This is a genomic window from Streptomyces sp. NPDC058375, assembly GCF_042723425.1.
GTDB classification, from domain to species: Bacteria; Actinomycetota; Actinomycetes; order Streptomycetales; family Streptomycetaceae; genus Streptomyces; species Streptomyces durocortorensis.
In genome coordinates, this window is record NZ_JBHXJG010000234.1 from 1 (window position 1) to 11,426 (window position 11,426).

Consider the following 11,426-nt stretch of genomic DNA (forward strand, 5'->3'; position numbering starts at 1 on the left):
TCTTTATTCCGGGTTTACCAAAAACTGACCGGGTGGTCTATCTCACCACCCGTCAACCCCGTATTACGGTCGCGTAGGTCACATCGAACGATGCAGGATAAGTCCTTGTGGCAGACGATTCGAGAAACAACCAGCAGCACATCATCGGGTCGTACGCGGCGATCGGCGACAGTTTCACCGAGGGCGTCGGCGACCCCGGCCCCGACGGGACCTATCTCGGCTGGGCGGACCGCTTCGCGGTGCTCCTCGCCGACCGGCTCCCGGCCCCCGATGCGGCGGCCGGCTCCGAGGACTTCCCGCACGAGGACTCCCCGCACGGGGGCTTCCGCTACGCCAATCTCGCCGTACGAGGACGTCTCCTCGACCAGATCGTCGAGGAGCAGATCCCGCGCGCCAAGGAACTGGCCCCGGACCTGGTCAGCTTCTGCGCGGGCGGCAACGACATCATCCGGCCCGGCACCGACCCCGACGACCTCGCCGAGCGTTTCGAGCGGGCCGTCGCCGACCTGAGCAACGCCGTCGGCACGGTCATGGTCACCACCGGCTTCGACACCCGGGGCGTTCCGGTGCTCCGCCACATGCGCGGCAAGATCGCCACGTACAACGTCCATCTGCGGGCGATCGCGGACCGCTATCGGTGCCCCGTGCTCGACCTGTGGTCGCTGCGCTCCGTCCAGGACCGGCGCGCCTGGGACGCCGACCGGCTGCACCTGTCGCCCGAGGGCCACACCCGCGTCGCGCTCCGCGCCGCCCAGGTCCTCGGCCACGACGTGCCCGCCGACCCGGACCAGCCCTGGCCCCCGCAGGCCCTGCGCCGCCCCTTCGACGAACGGCGCGACAACATCCAGTGGGCCCGCGAATACCTGGTGCCCTGGATCGGCCGGCGGCTGCGCGGCGAGTCCTCCGGCGACCACGTCGAGGCGAAGCGCCCGGACCTGCTGCCGCTCTAGCCCTTCAGGGCTTCAGCAGCGGAAGCGCACGCCGGGACGGGTTCGGCACGACGAGCCCGTCCGGCGGCGTGCCCGGGCCGTACCCGGCCGGTATCCGCTCCAGGACACCGCCCGCGAACACGTCGTACAGCGGCAGCGACTCCAGATGCACATAGCCGATGTGGCAGTCGCACACGGCCAGCGGACACGCCCGCGGGCCGAGCGCCCGGCGGTAGCTGCCGTCGTACAGATTGCCCAGCTCCGCCTTGACGAAGTGACAGCGCCGCACCGTGCCGTCCCCGTCCACCGAGATCACCGACGCGCCCGTCCGGCAGGGCAGCCCCGCCGAGCGGTGCGGGTCACGGCTGTAGGGGAACAGCGGATCCAGCTCCGTCCACCGCGCCGCCTCCTCGTCGGTGTACGTGTGCCCCTCGGCGGCGTTCACCCAGAGATAGACCTCGCCCGGCAGCGCCGCCCGCAGCCGCCGCGCCTCGTCGAGATGCTCGTCGAACCCCACCACGCCCACGCTGTAGCGGATCCCCTTCGCGGACAGCTCCCGGCACTTGCCGAGAAACCGCTCGTACGGGGTCTGCCCCGGGTGGTACGTGCACCAGAGCGCGATCCGCTCCGGATCGGCGTCGGCCAGCCAGTCGGTACGGCCGCTCAGGTTCGTCTGGATCGCGACCCGGCCGATGTGCGGCAGCTGCGACAGCTCGGTCAGCGCCCGCCGGTACCAGGAGCGCACCAGCCCCTCGCCCCACGGGGTGAACAGCACGGAGAGCCGGTCGCCGGTCTGCGCCGCGGCCCAGCCGGTGAACCGCTCCAGCGCCTCGCGGTCCGCCGTGAGCTGCGCCCGGCTGTCCCGCCGCTTGGCGAACGGGCAGTAGGGGCAGTCGTAGTCGCAGGAGGCGAGCGGGCCCCGGTAGAGAATCGTCAGGTCCATGGCCCGGTCACTTCCGTTCGTACGCGGCCATCGCGGCCCGCACCCCGGGGGAGAACAGCGCCGGGCCCAGCGCGTCGGAGTGGGCGAGACCCGACGGGGACAGCCGCAGCAGGCCCTCCGGCGCCGACGTGTCCAGCCAGCCGCGCGCCGCGAACCCCGCCAGCTCGGCCGGGAAGTCCGCGCCCGGATCCGTACCGAACCGGGCCCGGTACTCCGCCACCGGCAGCCCCGCCGCCTGGAGCAGCGACTGCAGCAGGTGCCGCCGGCGCGCCTCGTCCGCGTCGACGTACCGGCCGACCTCGGCCCGGGAGAAGTCCTCGGTGGCGGTGAAGTCGTCGATGATCGACCGGATCTCCCGCATGTCCACCGCGTAGTCGAAGGAGTAGTGCAGGGCGGAGGTGTACGAACGCGCCCCGCAGCCCAGCCCGATCATGCCGTCGGTCTGGCAGGCGTAGTCCTCCGGGCCCGCCTGCTCACGCGGGGCGTCGGTCCGCCGGAACATCCGCATCGACACCTGCTCGTAGCCGTGCGCCAGCAGATGATCCCGCCCCACCGCGTAGAGCCGCAGCCGCTGCTCGTCCCAGGCGGCGTCCTCCAGGGCCTGCGCCTCCGGGCCGGTCACGGCCGGACCGAGGCGGTGCAGGCCGGTGAGCGGGCGCACGTACAGCGGATACAGATACAGCTCCTCCGGCCGCCAGGCCAGCGCCGCCTCCAGCGAGGCGAGCCAGCTGCGCTCGGTCTGCCCGTCGATGCCGTAGATCAGGTCGATGTTCAGCACCGGGATCCGGGCCTCGCGGATCCGGCCGAGCGCCGCCTCCACCTCGGCGCGGCGCTGCGGACGGACGGCCGCCCGGGCCTCCTCGTCCACGAAGCTCTGGACGCCGATGCTGATCCTCGTGGTGCCCCGGTCGGCGAGCACCGCCAGCCGGTCCGCCGTCGCCGTGGACGGGGAGGTCTCCGCCGACAGCGGCACCGAGCGCAGTTCGGCGCCCATCCGCTTCTCCGCTATGTCGCAGAGCCGCTCCAGCTCCCCGGCGGTCAGGAACGTCGGCGTGCCGCCGCCGAACGCCGCCGCCGCGAACCGCACCGGCTCCGCGTCGCCCAGCGCGTCCCGCACCGCCAGAGCCTGCCGGTCCAGCGCGTCCAGATAGCGCGTCGTCAGCTCCTCGGGCGCGCCGATCCGGGTGAAGAGGTTGCAGAAGCCGCAGCGGATCTCGCAGAACGGTATGTGGAGGTAGAGGGAAAGCGCGTCCTTCGGCTCCGCCGCCCACAGCGACCGCAGGGCCGGGCGGTCCTCCAGCGGACGGTAGGCCGTCTTGTGCGGATAGGCGTAGACGTAACTCTCGTACGGCCGGACGGCGGGGAGGGCGGGAGTGCCGGTGGTGATCGTCATCGGGCGGTCCCCGGTTCTGGGGTTGCGGGCGGGTCGAGGAAGAAGTGGGCGTACGGGACGGTCCAGACGGCCGGGTGGCCCAGCCGGTGACCGGTGTAGCCGTCGTCGCCGTAGGCGGTGCCGTGGTCGGAGCAGACGATGGCGAAGCACCGGCGGCGGCTGCTCGCGGCGGCGAAGAGCCGCCCGATGTGCCGGTCCACGTACTCCAGGGCCGCCGCGTGCGTGGCCCGGGAGTCGCCCGCCTCGCGGGTAGCCCCGGGCTGATGGAACCAGTTCGGCTGATGCAGGGCGGACACGTTGACGAAGAGGAACAGCCGCTGCTCGCGGGGGAGCGCCGCGACGACCTCCTCCGCCCTGGTCACCTGCTCCTCGAACGAGGTGGGGGAGGCGACGCCGAAACCGGGCTCCCAGTGGCTCTCCTGGAACATCCCGGGCAGCACCGAACCGAGCGCCCCCTGACGGTTGAAGAAGCCGACCCCGCCGATGCACACCGTGCGATACCCCTCGGCGGCCAGCCCCGACACCAGATCAGGGGTGTCGAACACGAACGTGCCGTCCGCCGTCGTCTCGCTGCCCGCGAACCGCGCCGCGAACAGCCGCGGATGGGGCCCCGGGGAGGCGGGCGTCGGCAGGAACCCGGCGAACATCGCCTGGTGCGAGGCGTAGGTGAAGCTGCCCGGAGCGTGCCGCTCCTCCCAGCCCCCGCCGGGCAGATGCCGGACCAGGTTCGGGATGCGCCCGGCGGCCGCCAGCTCGACGGCGACGTCGTGGCGCAGGGTGTCCAGGGTGACCAGCAGCAGATCATGGCTGCCCACCGCCTCGCCCATGTCGGGCCGGCCGGGACTGCCGGGACTGCTGAGGTTTCCGGGCCTGGTGGGCCCGGGGGAGGCGGCGGGGTCAGGTAGCGGTGACGGCACGGTGGTTCCTTGCTCGGTCCAGTACGGCGGCGACCTGCGCCGCATAGGTGTCCAGGCCCTCGGCGCCGCTGCCCGGCAGACCGGTCAGTCCGGGCAGCAGATCGCCGAAGGCGTTGACCTCGCCGACGGCGAAGCGCCGCCACCCGGCCGTGGGCAGGAGGTCGACGCCCACACAGGGCGTCCCGGGGAAGCAGGCCGCGGCCCGCTCACACATCGCCAGCGCCTCGCGCCAGCAGCCGCCCGCCGCCGCCACGGCGCCCCGCACCTCGTCGAGGTCGCCGCGCGCGCCGCCGAGATGCAGATTGGTCATGGGGCTCAGGCTCGTCCGCACCACGGCGTGCGTAGCCCGGCCGCCGACCACCACGATCCGCAGATCCGCGGCCCGCCCCAGCTGGGACGCCTTCGGCAGCCAGCGCTCGATGTGCAGCCCGTCCGGGGCCAGCGCGTCCACGACCGCGCCGACCTCCGCCTCCGAGGTGTAGCGCCGGACCCGCAGCGAGTTGAACAGCCGCCCCGACGCGTCCCGTTCCACCGAGGTGCTCGCCCGGACCCGGCCGGGCCCTGCCGTCTCCACCGCCAGCACCCCGGAGGCGGAGGAGCCGTGCGCGAGCTTCACGAACGCCCGGGGCATCCGGTGCTCGCGCAGCAACTCCCGTACGTCGGACCAGCCGCGCACCGGGGCCGCCCCCGGTCCTGACGTCGGCGAGGCGGGCACGGGAACTCCCGCGCGGTCGAGAAGCCCGTGGCACAGCCGCTTGTCGAAGAGCACGGCGATGTCGGCGGGGGAGCCCAGCAGCTCTGCGCTCGCCGTGGACGCCGCGCCCGCGACCGCCTCCACCGCCGCGGTGAAGCGCGCGTACCACCGGGCGGAGCCCTCCACCCGGGTCGGGTCGTCGACCCCGCGCAGCAGCCGTTCCACCTCGGCGTCCTCGCCGGGCGAATCGATCCGCACGCTCTCGCCGGGACGGAACGCCGCCTCGCCGCGCAGCACCTGGAGCCAGGGCACGACCCGGGCCGGCGACAGGCCGGCGGCCCGCACGGCCTCCCCGAAGAAGGCGACCCGGCGGTTGTCCGGATTGCCGACGACCGCGAAGCGCGGCACCGAGCCGTCGCCGGGGCTACTCACTGACCGCGACATAGCGCTCCGGCTCCTCGTCTTCCTCGTCCGGGTCCGCGTAGTCCTCCTCGGCCTCGCCACCCTCGACCACGGCAGGGGCGCATGCGGTCCTGATGCGGTCCAGCAGCGGCTCGGTGAGGTAGTGGTGGCGCAGGTCGAGCGTGGACAGGTGGTTCAGGGGCTGCCCGTTGAGCAGGGCCTCGCCGCCCGCATCGCTCAGGGTGCCCATCGACAACGCCAGGGTCTCCAACTGGGCGACGACGGGCGCCGAACCCACGGCGGCGGCGATCTCGTCCTGGATCTCACTGTTCTGCAGCCCCAGATGGCGCAGCCCGGGGAACAGACCGCCCGACAGGACCGGCCGGATATCGTCGATCGTGGCGTCGCCCCCGTACCAGGAACTGCCGAACCACAGGTCCAGCCGCTCCAGCGCGGGCAGTTCGCTCGCGGCGACCGCCCGCACCAGCCCGCCGGGCAGACCGCCGGACTCGAAGCGCAGCGACTTCAGCGCCGTGTGACGCAACGGGCGCAGTCCGAGGCCCGCGTGACCGCAGCCGCGCACGCCGAACTCCTCCAGCAGCGGCAGCGCTTCGAGCGCCGGGGTGACGTCGCACATGCGCAGCCAGGACACCTCGCACTCCTCGCTCACCACATCGGCGAGGAAGAGCCCGCGCAGCGCCGGGAAGAGCGGTGCGTCATCGACGAGCAGCTCCAGCACCTCGTCGAACGGCGTGTAGTCCGTACGCCACCAGGGCCCGATGACGAGCGCCCGGACCCGCTCCGTGTCCACCACGTCCTGGAACTGGTCCCACAGGGTGATGAAGTCCGTGTCCTCGCCGTAGTCGCACTGCAGCCGCCAGGCCACGGAGTCGGCGGCGGGCAGAGCTCCGGACGACGGCTCAGGAGTGTGGACCGGCAGCCCGTGGAAGCGGTCGAAGTGCCGAATGCCGATGTACGTCATGACGCCCTCCCCCTACTCCGAGACGGCGGTGTAGCGGCCCTCGGCGCCACGGTCGCCCCAGGGCTCGCACTTCTCGGAGAGATCGACCCGCACGCCGTGCGGCTCCAGGGCGGCGCGCACCCGCTCCTCCATCGCCCCGGTGAGGAAGTGGTGGTGGAGATCGAGGAGTTCCAGGTGGGTCAGCGGCTGACCTTCGAGGAGGGCGGCCGCCCCCTCGTCGCCCAGCGTCCCGTTCGACAGGTCGAGAACCCGCAGCTGGGCGACGACCGGAGCCGAGGCGACGGCGGCGGCGACCTCGTTCTGGATCTCGCTGTTGCGCACGCCCAGGTGGTCCAGCCGGGGGAAACGGGTGCCGGAGAGCAGCGGAGCGAGGTCCGCGACGTCGGTGTTCCCCTCGTAGGCGGACACCCCGAGCCAGAGGTCCAGCCGCTCCAGCGCGGGCAGTTCGCTCTCCAGCACCCCGCGCACCACCTCGACCGGCAGCCCGCCCGCCTGGATGGTCAGCGACCGCAGCCGCTCGTGCTTCATCGGCGGGAACACCAGGCCGCTGCCGCCGCGCACCCCGAACTCCGTCAGCGCCGGGAAGGCGGCCGGCAGCGCCGTCACGTCCGCGTGCTCGATCCAGGTGATCTCGGCCTCCTCCGCCTCCAGATCCCCGACGAACACCGCCTCCAGCGAGGTCAGCCGGTCGGCGGCGGCGATCACCAGGTCGATCGGCACGGAGGAGTTCTCCTCGTACGCCTCGCCCCACTGACCGATGATCAGGGCCCGGACCCCGGCCGGATCGACGGTGTCCAGGAAATCGGCGAACTCCGCCTCCCAGGGGCGGTCGTCGTCGTACGGGTCGACGGAGACGCGCCAGGCCACGGAGTCCGCGGCGGGCCGGGAGCCCCCGTCGGTCGTGTGCCGGAAGTCGACGGCCGGAAGGCCGCCGAACTCGTGCAGATGCTGCGCACCGTACATGGCCCTGAGCTCCTGATCCTGGGGACGGCTGATGTCCGCAAGGTCTATCAAGCCGCACTGACAACGCCGCGACCGGGATCCACCCGGGCCGCCGTGAAGGTCCGTTGTCAGACCCTGCCCGTAGCGTTTTTCGCAGGGTCGGCACAGCGGGTGCCGCGACCGGGGGGAGACGTCTGTGTACCGGCAGGGCGATGTACTGATCATGGAGCTGGAGGAGTCGGCCGTGCCCGCTCCCTTCCTGGAGGCCCCGGGCGAACTGCGCGACGGGCGGGGGCGGCTGGTGCTCGCGCTGGGCGAGGTCACCGGACACGCGCACGCCGTGCAGGGCCCCGGCCGGCTGATCCGGGAAGCGGGACAGTTCGGCCCGATGCTGCTCCATCTCCCCGAGGGCGGCCGGGTGGTGCACGAGGAGCACGCGGTGATCCCGCTCCCCAAGGGCTGGTTCCGCGTCGTGCGCCAGCGGGAGTACGCACCGGGCGCGGTCCGCATCGTGGCGGACTGACCGGCACACCGGAGCGGTCAGTCCGCCATCCAGAGCGAGCACATCGAACGAGCACAGCCTTCCAGAACGAGCACAGCAGGGGACGGGGACAACGGATGCAGAACGTGAACTCCTGGCGGAGCGTGGCGGCGGCGACCGGCCGGGCGGACCGGGCGGCGGCCGAGGCCGGGGTGCGGTCCGCCTACCGCACCGCCGGACTGGCCGAGCCGGACCGGATCATCTGGGCCGCATCGCCCCGGGCCGCCGTCGAGGCGGTGGAGAAGCTGACCGACGCCGGACGGTCGGTGCGCGAGGAGGTCCGCACCCGCCCCTGGGCCGAGGAGCGCCGCCGGATGTACGACGAGCTGGGCCCGGCGGGCTGGTCGGCGCTCTGGTCCGCCACCGGGGCCCAGCTGTGGGAGACGACGGCCGCGCTCGCCGAGCGCATACGGACCGGGGTCGTCGCCGATCTGGCGCCCCGGCCCCAGGACGAGGGGGCCGTCAGGCTGGTGCTCCTGGACGCCGTGCTCGGCCAGCACGACGCCGCATGGCTCGCGGCCTTCGACGGGCGCGGCGACCGGCTGACGGGCCTCGCGAAGGTGGCCCGCAACGCCGGCTGGTGGTGGCCCTACGAGAGGGCCGTGGTCATCAGCGAGCGGCCCGACATCCTCCACCGCGACGAGGCGGGCCGGCTCGACCACGGAGAGGGACCGGCCCTCGCGTACGGGGACGGGTTCGCCCTCCACGCCTGGCGCGGCATGCCGGTGCCCGCCGCGTTCCTGGCCGAGCTGTCCTCCCTCACCCCCGAGCGGATCCGCGCCGAGGAGAACGCGGAGCTGCGCCGCGTGATGCTGGAGTATTACGGCTACGACCGGTATCTCACCGAGTCGGGCGCCGAGCCCGTCCACCGCGACGAGACGGGCATCCTCTGGCGCATCGCCCTCGACGGCGACGAGGACGTGGTGATGGTCGAGGTGGTCAACTCCACCCCCGAGCCGGACGGCACGTACCGCACCTACTGGCTGCGCGTGCCGCCCGCCACCCGGACCGCGAAGGACGGGGTCGCCTGGACGTTCGGACTGGAGGGGGCGGCCTACACACCGGTGCGCCAGACCTGAGGGTCCGCGCGGTCAGCCGCCGACGGGGGAGCCGGACAGGTCCGCGAGATCGATGCCCAGCTCGCGGGCGAGCGCCTCGTCGGTCCACCGCAGCATCGTGGACCGGGACAGCGGACCCGCGTACGAGGTCGTCTGCACCGCCATCCCGTCAAGGAGGGCGGTCAGCCGCCAGGCCGCCGACCGGGGATCCTCGCACCGGAACTCTCCGGCGGCGGCGCCCTCCTCGATGACCTGGGCCAGCTCCGCCTTCCACCGCTGGTCGAGGTCGCCCGCTACCTCACGGAGGGCGGGGTCGCGCAGGGAAGCCGCCCAGCCCTCGATCCACAGCCGCCAGCCCTTGGCCTGCCCCGTCGGCGCATACCACCGCACGGCCGCCCGCAGCCGGCGCACAGCGCTGGTGCGGCGGGCCAGCAGCTTGCGGAGGTGGGCGAGATCGGCCTCGGCCGCGTACGCGAACGCCGCCGCGACCAGCTTCTCCTTGGTCGAGAAGTGGTAGAGGACGAGCGCGTTGCTCACGCCCAGCACCGAGGCGACGTCGGCGATCCGCACGGACGAGACCCCGCGGACCTCGATCTGCTCGACCGCCGCGCGCAACAGCTCCTCACGCCGCTCCGCCACGTTCAACCGGACTCTTGCCACCGGGACACCCTAACGAATGGGCCAGGTCAACAAATGGGCCAGGTCAACGAAGGGGCCAGGTCAGCGACGGTGCTACGGCGGCCGGCGGAGGCGGCGGGCAGGTGCGCGCACCGGAATCCTGCGGCCGCCCCGGACGTTGCATCCTGCATGACGCGCATCGAACCGGCACAGGAAGCACTGCTCCGTCTCTTCGGCGAGCACGACGGCGGTGTCCTGGTCACCCTGAAGCAGGACGGACGCCCTCAGCTGTCCAACGTCAATCACGCCTACTACCCCGACGAGCAGGTGATCCGCGTCTCGATCACCGAGGGCCGCGCCAAAACCCGTAACCTGCGGCGCGACCCCCGGGCGAGCTACCACGTCACCAGCGACGACCGCTGGGCCTGGAACGTCGCCGACGGCGCCGCCGAGCTGACCCCGCCCGCCGCGGCGCCCGACGACGCCACGGTGGAGGCCCTGATCACGCTCTACCGGGACGTCCGGGGCGAGCACCCCGACTGGGACGACTACCGGCGGGCCATGGTCCAGGACCGCAGAGTGCTGCTCACCCTGCACATCGACCACGTCTACGGGCAGCCGCGTGGCTGACACCCCCGCCGGCCGGACCGGCTGCCCCGTTCAGCATCTTCTGCTCGCCCTGTCGTACAGGCCGATCATAATGAGACGACACCGACTCCCTCAGGAGATGTTGTGACCGGCGCTGACTACTTGCTTCCGCTCCGCACCAAGCTGCGCTCGATGCGCACCGAGTCCTTCGGGGCCGATCCGGCCGGAGCGCGGATGGAGCGCATCCGCCGCTCGCCCCATTTCGTCGACGGTGCGTTCCAGAACCCGGTGGGGGCCCGGATCAGGCCCTCCGGGTCCACCGTCGAATTCGCCAAGACCTATTTCCAGAAGGAGCAGCGGGCCGTCAGGACGCCGAACGGCGCCGTGCCCGTCCACCCCACCACGCTCGCCGATCTGGCCGTACCGCCCGTCAGCGGGCTCCGGCTGACCTGGATGGGCCACTCCAGCGTGCTGGCGGAGATCGACGGCCGACGGATCCTGTTCGACCCGGTCTGGGGCGATCGCTGTTCCCCGTTCCCGTTCGCCGGTCCCAAGCGGCTGCACCCCACTCCGCTGTCGCTGGCCGCGCTCGGACCCGTCGACGTCGTCGTGATCTCCCACGACCACTACGACCACCTCGACCTGCCGACGATCCGCGCCCTGGCCGGCACCGACACGGTCTTCGCCGTGCCGCTCGGCGTCGGAGCCCATCTGGAGCGCTGGGGTGTGCCCGCCGCCCAGATGCACGAGCTCGACTGGAACGAGACCGCGACGGTCGCCGGGATCAGCCTCACCGCCACCCCCGCACGCCACTTCTGCGGGCGCGGGCTGCGCAACGGGCAGCACACCCTCTGGGCGTCCTGGGTCGTCACCGGCCCGGAGCATCGGATCTACCACAGCGGGGACACCGGTTACTTCCCCGGCTTCCGGGACATCGGCGCCGAGCACGGGCCCTTCGACGCCACCATGATCCAGATCGGCGCGTACGCGGAGTTCTGGCCGGACATCCACATGACCCCCGCCGAAGGCATGCGCGCCCACCTGGACCTCCAGGGCGGCCGCCCGCACGGTGTGCTGCTCCCGATCCACTGGGGCACCTTCAACCTGGCGCCGCACGCCTGGGCGGAGCCGGGCGAATGGACGAAGGACGCCGGTGAGGAGGCCGACCAGCCGGTGGCGTTCCCCCGGCCGGGCGAACCGTTCGAGCCGGCCGGAATCCTCCCCGTGGAGCCCTGGTGGCGAGCGCTGTCGCCCGTCCTCGCCCGCCCGTGGCGCCTCTCCGGGAAGCAGGCCGGATCCGCGCCCGGCCCCGGCCCCGCACCGGCGGCGCGGGGCGACCTCGACCTCGCCGGGGAGCGCTGACCGCGCACAGCTGACCGCGCACAGGATGCACGGCTCGGGGCCTGTCTCTTATACACA

General features: G+C 72.7%; 12 protein-coding genes. 5 read left to right on the forward strand and 7 right to left on the reverse strand.

Features of this window, described 5'->3' with window-relative positions; all coding sequences use genetic code 11:
• The first annotated feature begins 107 nt into the window (after positions 1–107).
• Complete coding sequence (locus ACFWM7_RS28305) at positions 108–950, forward strand: SGNH/GDSL hydrolase family protein (protein WP_383265669.1); 843 nt, start codon at positions 108–110, stop codon at positions 948–950.
• 4 nt (positions 951–954) lie between these two features.
• Here the strand turns inward: ACFWM7_RS28305 and ACFWM7_RS28310 are convergent, their stop codons facing one another.
• The 6 genes from ACFWM7_RS28310 to ACFWM7_RS28335 all read right to left on the reverse strand — a co-directional run bounded on the left by ACFWM7_RS28310 (position 955) and on the right by ACFWM7_RS28335 (position 7,223).
• Entirely contained in the window at positions 955–1,872 is a 918-nt protein-coding gene (locus ACFWM7_RS28310; RefSeq protein WP_383265672.1) for an STM4011 family radical SAM protein, read from the reverse strand.
• A 7-nt stretch (positions 1,873–1,879) separates the two neighbouring features.
• On the reverse strand, positions 1,880–3,265 hold the full coding sequence (locus tag ACFWM7_RS28315; protein ID WP_383265675.1) for an STM4012 family radical SAM protein: 1,386 nt from the start codon (positions 3,263–3,265) through the stop codon (positions 1,880–1,882).
• Complete coding sequence (locus tag ACFWM7_RS28320) at positions 3,262–4,092, reverse strand: STM4013/SEN3800 family hydrolase (RefSeq protein ID WP_383265693.1); 831 nt, start codon at positions 4,090–4,092, stop codon at positions 3,262–3,264. Before ACFWM7_RS28320 ends, ACFWM7_RS28315 begins: the two co-directional genes overlap by 4 nt.
• 70 nt (positions 4,093–4,162) lie before the next feature.
• Complete coding sequence (locus tag ACFWM7_RS28325) at positions 4,163–5,320, reverse strand: STM4014 family protein (protein WP_383265677.1); 1,158 nt, start codon at positions 5,318–5,320, stop codon at positions 4,163–4,165.
• On the reverse strand, positions 5,301–6,260 hold the full coding sequence (locus tag ACFWM7_RS28330; protein WP_383265679.1) for an STM4015 family protein: 960 nt from the start codon (positions 6,258–6,260) through the stop codon (positions 5,301–5,303). Before ACFWM7_RS28330 ends, ACFWM7_RS28325 begins: the two co-directional genes overlap by 20 nt.
• Positions 6,261–6,272: 12 nt before the next feature.
• Positions 6,273–7,223 (reverse strand): STM4015 family protein, encoded by a 951-nt coding sequence (locus ACFWM7_RS28335; protein WP_383265681.1) that lies wholly within the window; start codon positions 7,221–7,223, stop codon positions 6,273–6,275.
• A 175-nt stretch (positions 7,224–7,398) separates the two neighbouring features.
• On the opposite strand from ACFWM7_RS28335, the gene ACFWM7_RS28340 reads away from it, so the two are divergent.
• Together ACFWM7_RS28340 and ACFWM7_RS28345 are read left to right on the forward strand one after the other, a co-directional pair.
• Entirely contained in the window at positions 7,399–7,725 is a 327-nt protein-coding gene (locus ACFWM7_RS28340) for a hypothetical protein (protein ID WP_107414338.1), read from the forward strand.
• Between the two features lie 95 nt (positions 7,726–7,820).
• Entirely contained in the window at positions 7,821–8,822 is a 1,002-nt protein-coding gene (locus ACFWM7_RS28345; RefSeq protein WP_383265684.1) for a DUF6745 domain-containing protein, read from the forward strand.
• Positions 8,823–8,834: 12 nt separating this feature from the next.
• On the opposite strand, the gene ACFWM7_RS28350 is transcribed toward ACFWM7_RS28345, so the two are convergent.
• Positions 8,835–9,461: a TetR/AcrR family transcriptional regulator gene (locus tag ACFWM7_RS28350; protein ID WP_383265686.1), complete on the reverse strand. Its 627-nt coding sequence runs from the start codon at positions 9,459–9,461 to the stop codon at positions 8,835–8,837.
• Between the two features lie 147 nt (positions 9,462–9,608).
• On the opposite strand from ACFWM7_RS28350, the gene ACFWM7_RS28355 reads away from it, so the two are divergent.
• The gene (locus tag ACFWM7_RS28355; protein WP_383265688.1) at positions 9,609–10,049 is read left to right on the forward strand and encodes a PPOX class F420-dependent oxidoreductase; all 441 of its coding nucleotides are present in this window, start codon (positions 9,609–9,611) and stop codon (positions 10,047–10,049) included.
• Between the two features lie 102 nt (positions 10,050–10,151).
• Positions 10,152–11,369: an MBL fold metallo-hydrolase gene (locus tag ACFWM7_RS28360; RefSeq protein WP_383265690.1), complete on the forward strand. Its 1,218-nt coding sequence runs from the start codon at positions 10,152–10,154 to the stop codon at positions 11,367–11,369.
• The last annotated feature ends 57 nt before the right edge of the window (positions 11,370–11,426 follow it).

Bases quoted from the DNA above. Each gene is read 5' to 3' on its own strand.
- ACFWM7_RS28310 (WP_383265672.1), bottom strand. From the start codon at position 1,872: ATGGACCTGACGATTCTCTACCGGGGCCCGCTCGCCTCCTGCGACTAC.
- ACFWM7_RS28315 (WP_383265675.1), bottom strand. From the start codon at position 3,265: ATGACGATCACCACCGGCACTCCCGCCCTCCCCGCCGTCCGGCCGTAC.
- ACFWM7_RS28320 (WP_383265693.1), bottom strand. From the start codon at position 4,092: ATGGGCGAGGCGGTGGGCAGCCATGATCTGCTGCTGGTCACCCTGGAC.
- ACFWM7_RS28325 (WP_383265677.1), bottom strand. From the start codon at position 5,320: ATGTCGCGGTCAGTGAGTAGCCCCGGCGACGGCTCGGTGCCGCGCTTC.
- ACFWM7_RS28330 (WP_383265679.1), bottom strand. From the start codon at position 6,260: ATGACGTACATCGGCATTCGGCACTTCGACCGCTTCCACGGGCTGCCG.
- ACFWM7_RS28335 (WP_383265681.1), bottom strand. From the start codon at position 7,223: ATGTACGGTGCGCAGCATCTGCACGAGTTCGGCGGCCTTCCGGCCGTC.
- ACFWM7_RS28345 (WP_383265684.1), top strand. From the start codon at position 7,821: ATGCAGAACGTGAACTCCTGGCGGAGCGTGGCGGCGGCGACCGGCCGG.
- ACFWM7_RS28355 (WP_383265688.1), top strand. From the start codon at position 9,609: ATGACGCGCATCGAACCGGCACAGGAAGCACTGCTCCGTCTCTTCGGC.